Here is a 20,152-nt window from a genome sequence, read left to right on the forward strand (position 1 = left end):
CTATGAAAAATCGATATCAAAATACCATGAAAAATCCAAAAGGAGAAAGAACAACAAAACAATTGAATCCTTATATCCTAAGGTTTCTGTTGATAAGCATTATTCTATTCACCCAGAGTTGTGAAAAATTTTTAGAAGTAAACGAACCAACCAATCAAATTACCCAAAGTACAGTCTTTAAAGACAAAAAGCTTGCCTTTTCTGCATTGTCTGATGTATATACCAATCTAAGGGCGAACAGCATGCTGAAAGGAGATTTGTATGGACTAAACAATTTAATGGGCTGTTACTCTGATGAAATTACATCATATACCAACCAATCTCTGGATTATCGTACTTTTTATGAACTCAATGTTCAACAAAATACAAGTGTGGTAGATGCCCTATGGGTGAATGCCTATAAACAAATCTATGCAGTTAATAATATACTTGAGGGAGTATCTCAAAGTAAAGATTATCTGGATGAAAGCACCATTAAACAGTTGAATGGAGAATCTTATTTTATCAGAGCGCTGTTGCATTTTTATTTGGTGAATCTCTATGGAGAGATACCTTATATAGAAAGTACCAACTATCAAGTAAATCAACAAGCAGAGCGAATGCCCATTGACCAAATTTATTCGAAGCTCATTGCTGACCTTAAAAAAGCGGAGGAATTATTACCCGTAATATATCCCACTAATAGCAGAACCCGAGCTAACCAAGCGGCTGCCCAATTGCTGTTGTCGAGAGTTTATCTTTATCAAAAAGATTGGACAAATGCCAAAAATTACGCTACTAAAGTCATCAACAATTCCTTATATTTAATAGAGCAAGACCTAAGTAAAACCTTTTTAAAAGATAGTAAAAGTGCCATATTGCAGTGGATGCCTGCTGATATTGGCATCAATACTCTGGAAGGGCAATATTTTATCTTTACTACATTGCCTCCTGCAAATGTAGCGTTGAGTAACACTTTACTCAATTCTTTTGAGTCTAATGACCAAAGAAAACAGAAGTGGATAAAAACTTTAAGTAATAGCCAAGGCACTTATAGCCATGCCTTTAAATATAAACTTAATAATAAAACGACTGCCTCACAGGAATACAGTGTTGTACTTAGAGTTGAGGAGGCATACCTAACTCTAGCTGAAAGCAATAATGAACTCGGAAATACTGCTGAAGCTTTAGGACATCTAAACATTATCAGAAGTAAAGCCGGTCTAGGAATATTCAATTCTACTTCACAAAGCACAATTAGAGCTGCCATTTTTGAAGAAAGAAGACATGAGTTTTTTACAGAATTTGGACATCGTTTTTTTGATTTAAAAAGAAGTGGACAACTAAATAACACATTGAGTTCTTTAAAGCCTAACTGGAAATCCTATATGGAAATATTACCATTACCTGAAAGAGAATTGTTGGCCAATCCAAAATTAAAACCACAGAACAATGGTTATTAGAAAGTATGGTATACTGATAATGTGCTTAGGAATAATGTTCATCCTAAAAGGGCAAGAACAATCGTCCCTAAGCCAATTGTCTTCACCTGCCCAAAAACAAAACAATGAAAAACAAACTTTAGCTCAAGACCTAGAAGAAAAAGCTTTAGAATATAGAAATTGGCATCGACTAGTTAATGTCAGTTTAAGTCCAAATGGTCAATGGAGTTATTTTATCAAAAAGTATGATGACGGAAGAGGTGAAGGAGTATTGCAAAACACCCAAACTAAAGCTTTTGAAATATTTCCTCAACCAGCAGAGGTCTATTTGGATGATAAACACTTCATTTTAAGAGACCAACAAGGAAATCTTAAGTTTAAAAATTTAAGGTCTGGGAAAGAATGGAAAGAAAGCCAAGTGAAAAAATATGAATATCATCCCATAAGTAAAAGTCTTTTGTTGATGAAAGCAGAAGAACTGTATTGGGTAGATGAAAACAATAGTCTTATCAAAAAATACATAAAAGTTTCGAGAATCGAACAATTGACTACCCCAGAGCGAAAACTCATACAACAGCAATCACAAATTGTGCAGATTAACCTTAAAACACAAAAGGAAGAAATCATTTTGCCAATTGGTGAAAAGGAACAATTGCTTGCTTTTGGGGAGGATACTAAGGATGGAAAAACCCTATTTCTCATGAGAAAGTCCCAAGGTTATATATTGGAAAGTTATGGTATCATGGGAAATCAATTCCTTAAAAAGAACATTACAGAAATAGTGAATGGGTATACCCAATTTAGTTTTAGGCCTCCGCATATCTTACTAGGTACAAAGTCTGTAACATCCACATCAGGAGAGACTTCACAAAGGATAGAAGAATGGGATAGTAGTGATAGAGGTCTAGCACCTTTGATTGAAAGATACAGGAATTCCCAAGTAAATGCGCTGATATATGATTTTTCTACTGATAAAACGAGAGAAAGCAATGCCGAAGATGGAGTAACCCGTAAGTTTATTGTTTTTGGAAATCGATATGCATTAGAGGTTTTAGATCTTGCGAATGAAGATTTTACCGATGAGCATTTAATCCCCAAAATAGAGCTTCGAAACCTTGAAACTCAAATGATAGAATGGGCTGTAGAAAAGACTACAGATTTTTATGTTATTGAACATCAACAAATTATTTATTATTTTGACCAAGGGCAATGGTGGATATATGATGGAAATACACATAAAACCCATGGTATAACCGAGAAAGTTGAAGAACCATTTTACTATTACAGCAGACAAAGTAAAAAATACAAACAGCCTATTGATAAACCAGTATTTTCAAAGGATTATCAAAAAGTTTATCTGACAAGTGCTTATAACATTTGGGAATATAATCTGAAAAAAAAGCAATTGATTAATCTTACGCAAAATAAAGATGAAAATCTTCAATATAAAATTCAAAAATTTGGTAGCTCTAGAGTGGAGAATCTAAAATGGAATGATGTCCCCACATTACCACAAGATGAAATCATCATCCGCTTAAAAACTTCTGATGATTTTTTGGAAGGTCTGATGGTGTATCATAAAGAAAAACTCAAGATTATAGAACCTCTTCAAGGGAGTTCATTTGAAAGTATTATAATTGGAAACACTGGCTTCAGCTATACCTTTGAAAATGGAAACACCCCCTTTCAGTTGAAAATGTATCAATGGAAAAGTATTTATCCTAAACCCAAAAACAATTCTAATGTGGTATTGTTTCAATCTAATCAGGAGAATTACAAAAATGAAAGCTTTCCTAAGACAGAAGTCCTCACTTGGGAAAAAGAAAGCTCCTTACAAAAATATACCAAGAACTATGCTACAGTAATCCTTCCCTCAGGCTATACTCCTAATAATAAATATCCAACAATAGTCCATTTGTATGAAAATAAAGCCAAGGAGTACAAGGACTTTGTCTATCCTAGTTGGTACAATCAGCAAGGAATGAACAGAAGCCTATTAGCTCAAAAGGGATACATCATTATACTACCAAGAATTACCTATTCTCAAAATGAGCCAGGGGCTTCTGCATTAAGATCAATAGAAGAAGCCATTGAAGAAGTGAAAAATAAATATTCAATAGATGTTAACAAGATAGGCATTGCAGGAGAGTCCTTTGGTGGATTTGAAACCAATTATATCATTACCAGAACGAAAAAATTTAAAGCTGCTGTAAGTGGAGTGTCAGTAGCAGACATCACTGCTTCCTATTTTTCATATAACACCAATTTTCTACGTCCTAATATATGGAGATTTACCAACCAGAGCTATAGATTGACGGGAAACTTCTATGAGTTGAAAGAAGTATTTTATGAAAATAATCCTGTATTTCATGCCGATAAAATAGAAACACCTTTGTTGCTTTGGGCAGGCAAAGAAGATTACCACGTGAATTGGAACCAGAGTGTTGCTATGTATGTTGCTTTAGCAGGATTAAAGAAAGAGGTCAAACTCTTGCTTTTTCCTAAAGATGGACATGGACTATTACGTAAGTTTAACCAATTAGAGGCTACCCAAAGGATAATGGAGTGGTGGGATAAATATTTGAAGGAATGATTAATGACTTTGACAGAAAAAAATAATAAACTAAACCAACAGCAGAAATGTTGTTGGTTTTTGTTTTTATATATTTATAAATGACATAATCACTTATTAAATATAGTTAGATGAACTTAAATTCTTCTTAATAGATTGTCATCACTTAAACAATTATGAAATGTTTTAGAATAATGAATTGGATGCAAAAATTTATAAATAGCAAAGAAAATAAATTAAATTCTATTTAAAATTCAAAATGAATAATCTTTTTTAGATTCTTGTAATAAGCTTAAAAGCTCTTATTGTTTGTATTTAACAGAAATTAATAATAAAATAAAAAAAAGTATTTTTGCGAAGATAAAAACACAAAGATATATGAAGAGCTACATTCTCATAATTTTTATATTTATTACGGGCAATGTATTTTCCCAAAAAAACGACATCATCAAAAGTATTGATGATAAAATATCTTCACATAGAAACGCTAGATTAAATGATGAAACTTTAAATAAAGAGGCTGAACTTACAGAAATATATTACCAATCAAAAGAAAATAATTATGAAAAAGGACAGCTTGATGCTATCTTATTACTTTGTAAATATTATATTTCTAGAAAAGAGAAGTATGATGAAGTAATAGACAAAGGGAAAATTGCAGAAAAAATTGCTATTGAAACTGAAAGTAATTCTTTGCCTGTTATCAGAAATTTCTTGGGGATTGCTTTTACAGAATTAGGTCTTGAAGATGAAGGAAAAAAGAATTTTTTTAAAAGTATTAAGGATAGCAAAAATATATCTAATCAAGAGCAAAGAAATATTTTAAATTACAAAAATTATAAATATTTAGCGCTATATTATCAGCAAAAGCAAAAGAAAGATTCTGCATTTTTTTACCTTCAAAGAACTTTGCATGAATCTAGTGAAATTTCAAAAGGCTTCATTTTTAAAAATGACTATATTGTAGAAAGCCATTTAAAAATGGCGGAGTTTTATACACAAGAAAAGGCTTTAGATAAAGCAAGAAGTCATCTTGATTTTGTTTCTAAGATTAATAAAAACCCTTTTTTGAATGCAGATTTTTTCTTTTTGATGGGAAAGTTTGCTCTTTTAAATAGAGATGAAAAATCATTTTTAAACTTTTATTCTAGAGCAGATTCATTGACCTCTAAAATTCATTATCCTACGCTAAAAGCTAGAGTTTATGGCGATATCGCAGATTATTATCATCGCAAAAATGACTTAAAAAAGCATGTCTATTATTTAAAGCTTAATAGTAAAATAAAGGATAGTATAGATAGGGTAATGAAATCTCAAATTAATAAAATTAATTTGAATGACTATGAAGAACATTCCTTTTCTACCCGAAATTTGATCTATGCATTATTACTGATTATTATTTTTATTGTTGTTTTGTTGAATGTCTATTCTAAAAATAATAATTTATTAGAAAAAGTTCCTATACCAATCTTGAAAAAGGATAATTGTGCTACTGACAAGAATCCCATATCCATTTCAGAATTAACTTGTCTAGCCCATGAAAATGATTCTTCTTTTTATATGAAATTTAAAGAAGTTTTTCCTTGCTTTGAGGAGAAAATTTTAAGTATTAACTCATCTTTAAAACCATTAGATTTAGAGATTTGTGCCTTTATAAAACTTAATTTTACTACAAAGCAAATAGCTGCTATCAAAAATATTTCTGTGAGGGCAGTAGAAGGCAGAAAATACAGAATAAGAAAAGCACTTTTTATTTCTAAAGACGATAATATGTACGTTTGGATGTCTAAAATCTAGAACATTTAACTATGAAAAAAAATTATTTAATTTTTCTTTTTATTTTTCTTGGTTTAATAAAATTGTATTCTCAGAAACAATTAACTGAGAAACAGATTGATAGCTTACAAAATACAATTTACACTACAAATGCTAAAAATGCTGACAAGATAGAACAAATTTGCACCGAATTGTATGATCAATCCAAAAAAATTGGTTACAAAAAAGGGCAGGTAGAAGCACTATTGCGGAAAACAGCTTTTAGAATTAATAGTAAAAACTATGAAAATGTACAGCAGTACTTAGATGAATGTGTAAACTTAGCCAATGAAATGCGAGATTATTTTTATCTTACTAAGGCAAAGGCTATGGAAGCCTCCATGTTGATGCATCTTCAGTTAAACAATGAAGGAAAAAGAACTTTGGATGAAAATATCAAGTTAATTCCAAAAATTAAGGACAAAAATAAGAGGCTTTTTATGGAGACTTATTATTATGCTAGATATATACAACTCTATTCTGATTATAATGATTCTATTTTGCATTATTCTAAAAAAAGGCTAAAGGCTGCTTTATCTTTGCCTGATTCCGATATTGAAAAGCCTAGAATAATTGTTTCTACGGCAGGTTATTTAACACATTATTACAACGGAGAAAATATACAAAAAGCAGAATACTATTTAGATGTACAAAAAAAGTACCTTCACAAAACGGATAACCTTTTTGACTTGATCAATTACCATAAAAGAAAAGCCGATTTTATCTATGATCATCATAAAAATGAAAAAGGATATTTAGATAGTACTTTGTTTCATTTAAAAAAAGCAGAACTTTATGCGAAAATATACAACGATCCAGAATTCTTAGAGCTTATATATCCAGAAATAGCGCATATCTATGCAGACAAAAAAGAAATGGAAAAAGAAGCTTCGTATCTTAAAAAACATATAAATATTACAGATTCAATAATAAAAAATGATAATAAAACCATAAATGATATTATTGACAAAAAAAACGCCAAACAATCTCTTAATAAAGATAAAAAGGGACTTAGTCAAAATCAATGGACATATTTTATTTTTTTACTATTTTTAATTGTATTAATTTTATTTATCCTGCATATTCTTAATAAAAAGAAACAAAAAATTATTGCTCCTAATGGAGTTTTAGACAACAATGTATTAAATGAAGATATGCGTCTTAAAAAATTGGCATTAGAAAATAATATTGCTTTTTTTTCAAGTTTTTTAGAGGTTTATCCTAATTTTGGAAAAAATCTGTTAAAAATTAATTCTACATTTACTCATTCTGAGATAGAATTTTGTGCATTATTAAGACTCGGTTTAAACTCGCTTCAAATTTCATCTGCAAAAAAAATGACGATAAGAGCTGTGGATTCTAAAAAATATAGAATAAGGAAAAAATTGAATGTTCCTTCAGATGAAAATCTGTATGTATGGATGTCTAAAATTTAATGATGAAAATAATGATGAAAAATATTTACTTTCTTTTTTTTACTTTATTAAATGTAGCATTGTTTTCTCAAAACCAACTTACTAAAAAACAAATAGATAGTATTCAGAATACTATATTCACCACCAATTCTGAGAATGCTAGTAAAATAGAGACTATAACTACAGATTTATATTATCAATCTAAAGAAATAAGTTATACAAAAGGGCAAATAAATGCCTTATTGCGTAGAGCTGCTCATAGAGTAAATATCAAAGAGTTTGACAAAGTGCAACAAGACCTAAATGAAGCAATAAGTCTATCCGTAGAAGAAGATGATTATTATTCTATGGCAAGAGCCAAAACGATAGAAGCTGCTATGCTAAACGCGCTGAAGTTATATTCGCAAACTCAAAAGGTATTAGATGAAAACATTAAATTAATTCCGAAAATTAAAGACAAAAATAAGAGAAGATTGATGGAGACCTTCTTTTATGGCAGGTACATTAATTTATACGGAAACCAGAATATGGAAGATTTTGTGCATTATTACGCTACGAAAAGGTTAAAGTCGGCGCTGTTGCTTCCAAATACAGAAAAGGAAAAACCAATTGTTATCTTGTCCACCGCTAGATTATTTTGTATTTATTATGCTACTGCCAAGAATTTTAAAAAATTAGAATATTACTTAAATCTTCAAGAAAAATATATCAATCAAACTGATAATTTGTTTGACCTTACATTTTATCATAAAACGAAGGCCGAATTTATATACAATTATCAAAAAAATCAAAAAGATTACCTGGATAGGGCTCTTGAACATTATAAGTTGGCGGAAAAATACGCGGGACAATCTAATAATCTTATGTTAAAAGAAGCAATTTATCCTAATATTGCCAAAATTTATGAAGCCAAAAAAAATGAAGAAAAACAAGCTCAATATTTGAATAAATACACTGAACTAAAAGATACAGTGGTTAAAAAGGAAAATAAAACTATAGAGAAACTTGTGTTTCAGGCTGATGATGATAATATTAAACCAATGCAGTTAACAACAAGATTGGTAAAACCAGAAGAAACAAAATCTGCGGTACTGTACCCTATTCTTATTATTTTATCGCTTATCTTGTTTTTTTTACTTTTCTACTATAAAAGGAGAAAAAGAGCTAGTAATGAATTTTATGGTAGTGTTGATTCTGGCGATGCATCTTTGGATGAAAAAAATAAAGAGCTTCGTCAATTGGCGCTAGAAAACAATATCGCTTTTTTGCCAAGTTTTTTAGAAGTATATCCTGAATTCAAAGAAAACATATTAAGAATTTACCCTGCTCTCAATAATTCTGATATTGAGTTTTGCGCTCTATTAAAACTTAAACTCAACAGCCAGCAAATTTCATGGTCAAAAAAAATATCTCTAAGAGCTGTGGATTCTAAAAAATACAGATTAAGAAAAAAATTAGGTGTTTTATCTAATCAAAATATTTATGAATGGCTTTCTAAAAAATAAATTCTAAAATTGTCAAAATGTTAAAAAAATGCTATTTTTTGTGAGTTATTTTAGTTTTGTGTAGTATTTGAGTATTAAATTTAATATTTTGTGAAGAGTCGTCACGCTTGTGTAATGTCAAGGAAGTAATATAAAAGTAATTTTGCAGAGTGGTATTCTATATGAGAATATCGTTTTAAGACTATAGAAAAATTACTTTTGATGTTAACTAAAATTGTAAATAAAATTGGGGCTTTTGGTTTTGTCATGAAAATGGCGAAATCTATCACATTTTTATGGGCAATATGTTTTAGCTTCACTCTTTCTGCTAAAATAAAAGAGATAAATTCTAAAACTACTACTGTTATAAGTATGACAGGCGGTGTTATTATTTTTGAGTCTGATGATTTAAAAATAATAGGAAAAGTAGGAGTAAATGAGAATAGCTCTGAAAGTAAAAAAGCAGTAGTTTTCATATCAGAGGGTGCAGTAATTTATAATGGTGATTCTATAAGCAATGTATCAATTGTAGAATTAGAAAAGGCAAAAAAGTTTACTCCAAAAGCGAAAAAACGAACTTCTAATAAAACAATTGTCTCTAAGCCTAAATATAAATCTCAAAATACATTAGAGACAGATGTTTATTATACGTCTCAAAAAAGTTCTGAGAAATTTTCGCAAAAGCTAAAAGATAGAGTAGTTGTTTCACCTTGCAGAGTACAAACTTCTGCCAAAGCATTAGCGTCTTGTGTTAGTCTAACAACAAATTTACTTTCTTTATCAAAAAGTCAGGATGCTATTTACACGAATCCAAGTGTTAAAACTCACTATTTTTCTGGTAAATATTCTACAAGACCTCCTACACTTTTTCAATTTTTGAAATAGTTGCAAGTTCTACTTTGCAGCTTTATTTTCTAATTATTTTTCAAAAACACAAATTAATTATAGTTGCATACTGAGATTATTGGCTTTTCAGTCAATCTGTCTCGGTGTGTAATGAACACAAACAAATGATGAAATTAATACAAATTATAACAATTTTCATTAATGTGAGCTTTATTCTTGCATTATCAACAACTCAACTCTTTGGGCAGACTTGTTCCAAAACAGCAAACATTCCACCTAATGGTAGTTTAACAATAAACGGTATAAACGTAACATCTTCTTCTTCAGGAGCAGTAACAAGTTATCCTATGGATTATCAAGTCTGTGGTACATCAAGTACACTTTTGTTAAGTGAAGGGGCATTGTATGTTGGTTCTGGAGCTTCTACTGCAAATTCTAGACCTTGGCAAACTACGCTTACGTTTTCAAAACCTGTAAACAACATCGTAATATTATTATCAGCTACTGGTAGTATTCATAATGAAAAATTCGAATTTACATCTAATAATGGTACAATTACTGTTACTGATAATAGTAGCTGTTTTAGTACTGTTTCTGGGAATATTATTCTTTCTGGTCAAGGAGCTAGCTCTACCGGTACAGGCGGAGGAGGTATCTTTACTTTAACATCTCCAACTCCTTTTACCCAACTTGTTATGAAAGGTGATGGAGGAGACGGTGGATCGCTTCTCGCTATCTGTGAAACTTCAATCGAAGAGAGTTGTACAGGAACTTTTGATTCTGATGGAGATAATATTCCTGATGAATGTGATTTAGATGATGACAACGATGGCATACTAGATACTGACGAGTGTATTCTTACTAACTTAGTATCAAATGGTAATTTTGAAACTAATTTTACTTCAGGATGGACTAATGATGGGGGGTGGACTTATAATGCTACAGGGAAATATGTAGAGAATACTTCTTTTATTGGGTCGGCTAGTTTAGGAAATTTGACACAACTGCTAAGTAATTTGCCTCCAGCAAACATCCCTTTAACATTTACCTTAGGAGCTAAAGATGGTAGCACCAATTCTACAGGATTACTTCAGGTATTTTTAGGAGGAACATTATATGCCACAGTTAATAATTCTACAGGAACGAGCAATAACATTACTTTAACATTAAGTAATGGTGCAACATCTAATTTTACTCCATTTACTGCAACAAGCACTACTACTTATGCCTCACAAACCTTTACAATAAATATTCCTTATTCAGGATCATCTTCAGGTTCTCTTACATTTAAAATGGGAGCTAACCAAATTGATGACTGGTCTATTGATAATGTAAGCATTAATACTTGTGATTCTGATACAGATGGTATTCCAAATAATTTAGATTTAGACTCTGATAATGATGGTTGTCCAGATGCAATTGAAGGAGGTGGTAATTTTACTTCTATTCAGTTAACAAATGCTTCGGGTATAATTTCATCTCAATCCCCAAATCAAAATTTTGGAACAACTGTAGATGTAAATGGTATTCCACTAGTTGTTAGTTCTTCGGGACAAATAGTAGGGCAGTCACAAGATGATACTAAAAATGATTGTTTGGATTCTGATAATGATGGATATCCGAATTGGATGGATTTAGACGATGATAATGATGGAATTCTTGATTCTAATGAATGTCCAAATGTTACTATTATTAACAATGGTACGTTTACTTCACCAGTTACAGAATGGACATTGGGTACAGGATGGGATACAACAACAGGAATCGCAAGAAATGAAAATGACAATGTCAATTCTAACCTTTCACAGACGCTTAACAATCTTAATGCAACTAATGGAACGTTAAAATTATCTTTCACTTTGGGTGCACAAGATGGTTTTAATAGTGGAGGTTATTCAGCTTCATTAAACATCATTTTAAACGGAACTACTTATGCTACATTTACTAATGGTACAGTAAGGATTTTGGAATCTAACAATGTTACACAAACTTTATTTTCAGGTGCTACATCTACATTTACACCTTTTTCAACAGCTCCAATATCAGGATATACCACACAGAATGTAACAATAACCATTCCATATATAGGTCCAAATTCTGCAACATTGACATTTAATCACGGTGCAGGTTATGATGATTGGACTATTGACAATGTATCTATTGATACAAGTATATGTGACTTGGATGGTGATGGTATTTCTAATGAACTAGATTTAGACTCTGATGGAGATGGTTGCCCAGATGCAATAGAAGGTGGTGCAACATTTACTACAAGTGATTTACAAAATTCATCTATGGCAGGTGGCAATTCTGGTGTAGGTTACATAGGTACTCCTATTTCTGTAACTCAAAATCTTGGCAATACTGTAGGCAATACCGCTACTACTATGGGTGTACCAACAATTGCAGGAACGGGACAAACCATAAACAATGCTGCCAATTCTTTTGTGAATGATTGTATTACTACCACTTGTCCACCAGATCCTTATTCGGCAATGCAAACCTGGTGGCTACCTAGTGCTGGAAACAAAGTAAGAATTGATTTTCAAACAGGAAACCCTATTTTAAACAATCCTTCAACAGGATTTTTAGGGCAAGGAGTTATTGGAGATGGTCAGGAAGGGAATACGACTGTTACTCATCCCGTAACCGGAGAGTTACTTTTTGCGACAGATGGAAGCAACGTTTATAGAGCATCCGATGGCGCCAAAGCAACTGGATTTGCTGGTGGGAGTACCAGTTCTGCGGAAGCTGCTGCTGTGATTCCAGATCCACAAGGTGTTTTAGGAAGAGATTTTGTCATTTTTGGAAACAGTGCAACGAGTAGTTTTGGATCAATCGTAAGAGCAAAATATAATCTGGAAACCAATACCATTCACAGCAAAGTGACTTATCTTTCTGGTTTAACTAGTGAAGCTTTAGAAGTAATACCTCATACCAATGGTACAGACTATTGGGTATTGGTAACCACTTCTGATCAAAAAACAAAATCGTTTTTATATTCAAAAGCTTCAGGGTTCAATACAACTCCAGTTTCTTCAATAGAGGTACCTTACGCAGAGAATAGTGCTACAAATTCATTTATTTCTTGGGATCCTAGAATACCAGGAAAAGTTCTTATTGCAAGGCAAAATAAAGTAGGTTTGGCTAATTTTAATCCATCCACAGGAATTTTGGGTATATGGCAAGTATATATAACTGTTAACAATTCGCTTGCTTATACATCACTTTATACAGGTTATAGTGCTGCATTATCACCCAATGGAAGATATATTTATTACAACCAATATGATCAGCCAAGTAATGGGATGTATCTAAAGTATTTTGATTTAGTAACTAATACTACTACTCAATTAGAATCAGTAATTGGACCTATAGGAGCTATTAAAATAGCACCAGATGGTAAACTTTATAGAATAGGTTATGTTGGACCAGCTGGTTCATCTATAAGACAATTATTTTATATTAATGCAGATGCCAATACCCCACCTTCTTCAGTTGGTTCTCAGCTTCAGTTTTCGACAGATGGAAGATCAATAAGCGGACAGCTTCCAAATAACATTTATTGGGCTTGTATTACCTGTCAATCTGGTACTGCCGCACCTGCTTTAACAAGTACAAATATTACATCTAATCCTACTACTGTAGGAGATTTAATCTCTTTGTTATCGGCTAGCAATAAACCAGCAGGTACAGTGATTACCATACATTCTGCAACTCCAGCTACAGATGCTAACAGATTATCAAATTCTACAGCAATAGTTAGTGGCACAACTTATTATGTTTCATTCTATGACGGTTTAGCAATATGCTATAGTCCTACAACAGCGGTTACTGTAGGTGCTACATATTGCTACAAACCAGCAGTTTTGGATGCAGGTAACACCTTTCCTACTAATCACGGTATTACCTCTTTAGGAAGAGCAGGAACAAATAGTGACAATTGGCCTATGGTAAGACAAAGTGCTTGGACTGCGCTAGAATCTAAAACAAAAGGATTTGTAGTAAACAGAGTAAAATTTAATTCAAGTAACCAACCTGTTGCTAGCGACGGAACAACATTAGTAATTACTAATCCAGTTGAAGGTATGATGGTTTATGACACCACTAATAATTGCTTGAAAGTATATACTACGGTAAACGGAACAACTTTCGATTGGCGCTGTATGAGTACGCAGAGCTGTCCTGACTAATAAAAACACAAATGATAAGAGATTTTCATTGAGCAGCGTTTAAATTCCGCTGCTCTTGAAATCTCAAAATAAAAACATTACATCATAAAGCCTAACAAACAAATTCTAAGCTATGAGAAAAAAAACATTTATTTTATTATTATCTACTTTTTCTTCAATTGTATTTTCACAAGTTGCGATTGGAAAATTAGAAATTACAAAACTATCTGATAACCTTACTCCTAATCCTGATATTTCTTTAGAGTTCGGAACAGATACTATCGAAAAAAGAGGAATTGTACTTCCATGGGTTACGGGAACCACTAATACCTCACCTTTTATAAGTGGGTATACTGGTGCTGATACGGTGGTTGATGGAACTATTGTTTATGACATTTCTGATTATAAAGTAAAGTATAAAAAAGCAGGAACTTGGTTCGATTTAAGCGTTGATACCAATGGAAATGCCAATACCACGTTGCAAGATTCTAAACCAGAATTACCTACAGCAAAAGCAGCAATAGGAACAAATGGTGATACTGATACTACTCCTGGAATTTTAGTACTTACTGATTCGGATAAAGCAATGGTATTGCCAAAGGTTGCCTTGCCTCATCTCAATATTAAGAATCCTACAGCGGGAATGCTGGTTTATGATACTGTCAATAGACAGCTAGCGGTTTTTAATGGAACTAATTGGTCATTTTGGAAACCATAATTTAAAAAGAAAATTATAATTGGATTTACCTTCAGTCTAAAAATGTCAAATGTGTTTTTAGGAATCTTTCAGATTTCATGCTTTTTAGCTGAAGGTTTTTTAATTAATTTCAGATAAGTTGTAATTGATTTTAGGTAAAATATGCTATGAACTATTAGAAATTACAGTTAAAAATAGACTAGTCTTAACACAAATTAGTCATTAATTATAAATTTATTATTCCAAAATCGGATATCAAAATTACTATGACATTAAATGAATTTTCAGATAAATATTTTGATCAAAATACTTTTTTAGACTCAAGAGACAGAGAAAAACTTTTAGAATTGGTTCAATTTGTCACCATTCCAAAGGATAAAATTTTACTTCATAGAGGTGAACAAATAAAACAAGTTGGGATAATACTGAAAGGATTGATTAGAGTTTATAATAAGGATAATAGAACGGTTTGGTTTGTTCAAAATAATGGTATATATGGTTCAATAGATACTTTAGCACTTAATCGTGCTTCATCTCTAACATTTGAAACATTAGAAGAAACGAGTATGTTTTTGCTTAACTATGATGATTTAGAAAAATCAATTAAATCATATCCAAATATTGCTAGTTTGCTTCTTATGTATTGGAAAAGAACAACTGTAGAAATTTACCGTAATTTTTATACATCTTTAAGTTTATCTCCGGAAGAAAAGTATTTAGAAATTTTGCAGAAAAATCCTCAGTTAATTTTAAATGTGAAGTCCAAAGATCTTGCTTCTTATTTAGGAATTCATCCTACCTCATTGAGTAGATTGAAGAAAAGATATTTTGTTTCGAAAGATAGTAAAGTATGATTTACTACATATTCTAATCTTTTGTTTATAGTATTATTGACAATTGCTAATAAGATAAGTGGTAAAAGTATATTATTCACAAATATTGGGGTTTTTGTTTATTAATAATGTTCAATTAATTTATTTTTGTTAAAATATTTAGCGTTAAACTAAGATTTTTGAATATTATTTCAATTTTTTAATACATCAATGTTTTGAATGATTATTAGTAAACCTAAAAATTTAATTATACATTTTTTAAACAAGATTCTATATAATTTAATTAAGAATTAAAAAATACATAATGAAATAGATAGTAGGGTGGTATAACCCTTCAACAAGCTTCCTGCTTTCGGCAAAAACCTCTCTCACCTAGATTAATTCAAATAAAAATTAGTTTTTGAGAATGCCGTAGATGCAAATGATTAAGAAGATGAAAATTCAGGTAAGTCTATAAAAGATATTTTAAAACATTAGAATGACTTTATAAACTAAAAAAATCAAATAAACTAAATGAAATTACCAAGAATCAAATTTATTATGAAAAATGCATCTTCAATTCAGGAATGCTTTGTAAAAGCAGTATTTCTATTGATATTGATTTTCGCAAGCTTTCAGCAATTATCGGCACAAAGTTCTGATATTGATGGAGATGGAATCACTAATTCGTTAGATTTAGACGATGACAACGATGGAATTTTAGATGCTGATGAATGTCAGTCATCAAACAAAATTACAGCGGGAGTTTTCCCTACTTTTGGAGCTACTATTCCTGGTTGGACCACAACTGGCCTATTTGCTTTAAATGCAAGAGGATTGCAATTTGATGCGGATAATGCAGTAACCACTGTGAGACAGACTGTTTCAAGTGTTTTTTTCGGGAGCACCATTAATTTGAATAACCTTAGATGGCTCACAACCAATAATGCAACTGCTTCAGGAAGACTAATTACAGAAATTTTGTATAGTGGAACCGTTTATGCAACGATTGATACAGGAGTTGGCGTTGCAGGAAGCATACCAACTGTAACCGGAAATAATGGTGCGGTTACCAATATTAATACTTTGCCATCAATAGCTTCAACCGGAGTTTATTCAACTCCTTCTAATATAATTATTTCATTGCCTTCATCTTTACCATCCAGCGGAGAATTTCAGATAAGATTCACTTCAGGTTCTACCAATGCTGATGATCTATCGATTGAATCTGTACAACTTATTTCTTGTTCGGATTTTGATGCAGACGGAATTCCTAATTTTCAGGATTTAGACAGCGATGGTGATGGATGTCCGGATGCAATTGAAGGATCAGGTAATTTTAATCCTTCCACATCGGCTTCAGGTATTCTTACAACTCAGTCTCCAAATATCAATTTTGGAACTGCGGTAGATGCTAATGGTATCCCTACAACAGTTGGAGCAAGCGGACAAGGTATTGGTGATTCTTTAGATGTGATTAAAGACTGCAAAGATTCTGATGGAGATGGTATTCCGGACTGGCAAGATCTTGATGACGATAATGATGGCATTCTGGATTGTGCGGAAAACGGTCTCAACACTACTTTAGACAAAATTTTTAAAGCCAATAACAATGCTACCTTAATGGCAAGTCCTTCTATAGGACCGGTACATCAGTATAGATTAACAAATGGAGGCTCTCAAAACGGGCAGGTTTGGTCTTATGGTAAGGTAGATTTTACAAAAAGTTTCACGCTATCTACAAAAGCTTTACTATCAAATGCAGATGGTATTGCCATTGTTTTTCACAATAGTCCGCTTGCACAGTCAGCATCAGGTACAAATGGACAAGGTCTTGGCGCAAGAGGAATTGCCAATGGAATTGCTTTAGAGCTAGATACTTTTGCTAATAGTTGTGTAAATGATGCAAATAATGGCGCAAATTGTGACCCAATTTTTGACCACGGAAGCATCAGAACTACTGCTGGCTGGATCAATGCTGGTAAACTGGCAGGAGATGGTCAGTTGGGAGATGGAACAGTGGATGACGGTTTATGGCACGATGTGGTAATTAATTGGAATTCTGTAACCAGAAATCTTTCTTATACATTTGATGGTGTTGCGGTTACCAATTACACTTTCCCTGAAACAGGAGCCAATGCTATTGAAACCATTTTAGCAGGAAATTCAGCGTATTTTGGTTTTACAGCTTCTACAGGAGGAGCAGGAAGTAATAATTCTGTAGGTTTTGATACCTTATGTACATTGCCTATTTATTTAGATTCCGATCAAGATGGATTTTCAAATCATTTAGATTTAGATAGTGACGGAGATAGTTGTACAGATGCTATAGAAGGCGCAGGAAGTTTTACAACTTCCCAGTTAACTGCAGCATCAGGAAATATTTCATCTCAAAGTCCTAATCAAAACTTTGGAATTGCAGTTGATGGAAATGGCATTCCGACAAAAGTTGGAGCTGCTGGACAAGGAATAGGAGAATCACAGGATATTAGTAAAAATAACTGTTTAGATAGTGATAATGATGGCGTTCCAAATTGGTTAGATCTTGATTCTGATAATGACGGAATTCTTGATATTGATGAAAATTGTACAGGATTTTTAGCCCAAAATACTAATGGCACTTGGAAAGGAGATACAAACTCTAATCTTACCGTAAGTTTAGGTACATCTACTTCTCAAACCAATAGTAATTCTTTTAATGATGGCAAACATTATTATTACGTAAATAATAGTGGTGCAGAAAATAGATATGTGGTGAGTGGCAATTTTAATAACTTTACCTATACCTTTAGTACACCTGTTAAAGCCAAAGAAATAGCTTTCTATTTAAATGATTTAGATCCTGCAGGCAGTGTAAGTTCTTCTATTAGCTTTAAAGTAAATGGTGCGGATCCTAATGGGAAATTTACCTCACAAGTTATTTATGGTCCACCAGCAACTGATCCTTATCTAAATTTTAATCCTGTTACTGGAGTGATGACTCACGATGGAACTGATAATCAAAGAATTTTACTCAAAGGGCAAGGTGACTCTTTGGTAAGTAGTATAACCATAAATAGTACAAACATAGGCTCAGGAGATTCTGTAGCGTTTTCTTTGTTTGCATTAAAAACCTGCGATACAGATCAAGATGGAATTTCAAATAATTTAGATTTAGATTCAGACGGTGACGGTTGTCCAGATGCTATAGAAGGCGATGCTGCATTTACAATATCCAATCTCGTAAATTCATCAATGCCTGGAGGAAACACAGGAGGCAGTTATACTGGTACAGCAGGACCAGTAACAAGCAACTTAGGAAATATCGTAGGAAGTACAGTGGCTACAATGGGGGTTCCCACCATTGCAGGAACAGGACAAGGTGTGGGAGGTTCAAAAATTGCAACCAACTACAGCCAGTGTTTAGATTCTGATGGTGATGGTATTCCTGATTGGCAGGATTTGGATGATGACAATGATGGAATTTTGGATACCACAGAAATATGTAAATCTGCTATTTCTACAGATTTTTTTGGAGGTCAAACTTCTACAGTTACTACTGTAAATGGCGCTAATGTGATTCCTACAACAGCAACAATAACACCTGCTATTACAGATTATTTTATAGGTTGGCATATGGGTAACGCTACTGTAGCCGTAGGTAAAGAAATGTCTATTAATTTTAGCAACCCGGTATATTTAGCTACTGATGGGATAGATTTTATTTTAAATGGTATGGATACTTCTTCTAAATTCGGGCACTTCTTTATCGTTTATGAAGATGGTACCAGATTAAGTAATTTAAATCTAAGTTTAGCTAATATTTCACCGGCGAATGGAATTCTTCTTTCCTCCACAAATGGAGCAACTTCTATTGAGACAATTGGAGTTCAGGCTTCAGCGGATCTAACTTTGTTAGGCGTAGATAGAACAAAACGTATTGTGAAAATGGGTTATACTGTATTGACTCTTAATGGTGGAGCTTTAAGTGAAACTATAAGACCAAGAATACAGATAGATTGTGATATTGATGGCGACGGAATTTCTAATCAATTAGATTTGGATAGTGATGGAGATAGTTGCCCAGATGCAATAGAAGGAGCTGGCAATTTCAATCCATCTACAACAGCATCTGGAGCTTTAAGTACTCAAACGCCGAATATTAATTTTGGAACAAGTGTAGATGCTAATGGCGTACCAACTGTTGTTGGAGCTAGCGGACAAGCTATAGGAGATGCGCAGAACGCTAGTGTAAATTCTCAATGTAGTAGTGCTTTCTGCTATAAGCCAGCTATTACAGATGGTAATACTTATCCAACAAATCATGGTATTACAGCTTTAGGAAGAGCAGGTGCAAGTAGCGACAATTGGCCTATGGTAAGACAAAGTGCTTGGACGGTTTTAGAGGCTAAAACCAAAGGTTTTGTAATTAATAGAGTTAAATTTAATGCAAGTAATCAACCTGTTGCTGATAATGGGATAACATTGGTAATTACCAATCCAATTGAAGGAATGTTGGTTTATGATACTACTAATAATTGTTTGAAAGTGTATACTTCTATTGACAATGGGGTAAATTTTAATTGGTACTGTTTCGGTACGCAAACTTGTCCTAATTGATAAACAAAAGCAAATGATAAATAATTTCAAAGAACTTTAAATACATCTTTTTTTGAATTAAAGTTTGCAGTTTAAAAAAATAATTTTATCATGTCTTTTTTTAATATTTAATTTTTGTTTTAATTATTAACGATGTTTTTCTTGTCAATTATTTATTTCTGATAATTAATTATTAATTAGAACGAATAAATTATTAACATAATAAATGTATAAAGATTTTTATTATTACAATATTTAATTTCGAAATATCCAATATTATTACAGATATTATTAATAAATAACACTAAAACTTCAATTCTATTATTTAGTTGCTGTAATA

At 32.2% G+C, this 20,152-nt stretch carries 10 protein-coding genes; all 10 read left to right on the forward strand.

Translation table 11 applies throughout. The features are described 5' to 3' along the window. Nucleotides 1-2: 2 nt before the first annotated feature. The 10 genes from IEW40_RS13870 (at nucleotide 3) to IEW40_RS13915 (ending at nucleotide 19,833) form a co-directional block, all read left to right on the forward strand. On the forward strand, nucleotides 3-1,442 hold the full coding sequence (locus IEW40_RS13870; protein WP_188618720.1) for a RagB/SusD family nutrient uptake outer membrane protein: 1,440 nt from the start codon (nucleotides 3-5) through the stop codon (nucleotides 1,440-1,442). A gap of 34 nt (nucleotides 1,443-1,476) precedes the next feature. After that, a complete protein-coding gene (locus IEW40_RS13875; RefSeq protein ID WP_188618721.1) occupies nucleotides 1,477-4,014 on the forward strand; it encodes an alpha/beta hydrolase family protein in 2,538 nt (845 codons plus the stop codon). Nucleotides 4,015-4,302: 288 nt separating this feature from the next. Next, on the forward strand, nucleotides 4,303-5,790 hold the full coding sequence (locus tag IEW40_RS13880) for a tetratricopeptide repeat protein (protein ID WP_229663464.1): 1,488 nt from the start codon (nucleotides 4,303-4,305) through the stop codon (nucleotides 5,788-5,790). An 11-nt stretch (nucleotides 5,791-5,801) separates the two neighbouring features. Beyond that, entirely contained in the window at nucleotides 5,802-7,244 is a 1,443-nt protein-coding gene (locus IEW40_RS13885; protein ID WP_188618723.1) for a helix-turn-helix transcriptional regulator, read from the forward strand. Between the two features lie 11 nt (nucleotides 7,245-7,255). Beyond that, nucleotides 7,256-8,728 (forward strand): helix-turn-helix transcriptional regulator, encoded by a 1,473-nt coding sequence (locus tag IEW40_RS13890; protein WP_188618724.1) that lies wholly within the window; start codon nucleotides 7,256-7,258, stop codon nucleotides 8,726-8,728. Between the two features lie 201 nt (nucleotides 8,729-8,929). Then, nucleotides 8,930-9,592, forward strand: coding sequence for a hypothetical protein (locus tag IEW40_RS13895; RefSeq protein ID WP_188618725.1), 663 nt, complete (start codon nucleotides 8,930-8,932; stop codon nucleotides 9,590-9,592). Nucleotides 9,593-9,717: 125 nt separating this feature from the next. Continuing rightward, nucleotides 9,718-13,746 (forward strand): phage tail-like protein, encoded by a 4,029-nt coding sequence (locus IEW40_RS13900; RefSeq protein ID WP_188618726.1) that lies wholly within the window; start codon nucleotides 9,718-9,720, stop codon nucleotides 13,744-13,746. 112 nt (nucleotides 13,747-13,858) lie between these two features. After that, nucleotides 13,859-14,443 (forward strand): phage tail-like protein, encoded by a 585-nt coding sequence (locus IEW40_RS13905; protein ID WP_188618727.1) that lies wholly within the window; start codon nucleotides 13,859-13,861, stop codon nucleotides 14,441-14,443. A gap of 245 nt (nucleotides 14,444-14,688) precedes the next feature. Beyond that, nucleotides 14,689-15,276 carry a Crp/Fnr family transcriptional regulator gene (locus IEW40_RS13910; protein ID WP_188618728.1) on the forward strand — a complete coding sequence of 196 codons (588 nt, stop codon included), beginning with the start codon at nucleotides 14,689-14,691 and terminating at the stop codon, nucleotides 15,274-15,276. A 492-nt stretch (nucleotides 15,277-15,768) separates the two neighbouring features. After that, entirely contained in the window at nucleotides 15,769-19,833 is a 4,065-nt protein-coding gene (locus IEW40_RS13915) for an L-type lectin-domain containing protein (protein WP_188618729.1), read from the forward strand. Nucleotides 19,834-20,152 lie beyond the last annotated feature (319 nt).

The organism is Cloacibacterium rupense (assembly GCF_014645495.1).
GTDB lineage: Bacteria > Bacteroidota > Bacteroidia > Flavobacteriales > Weeksellaceae > Cloacibacterium > Cloacibacterium rupense.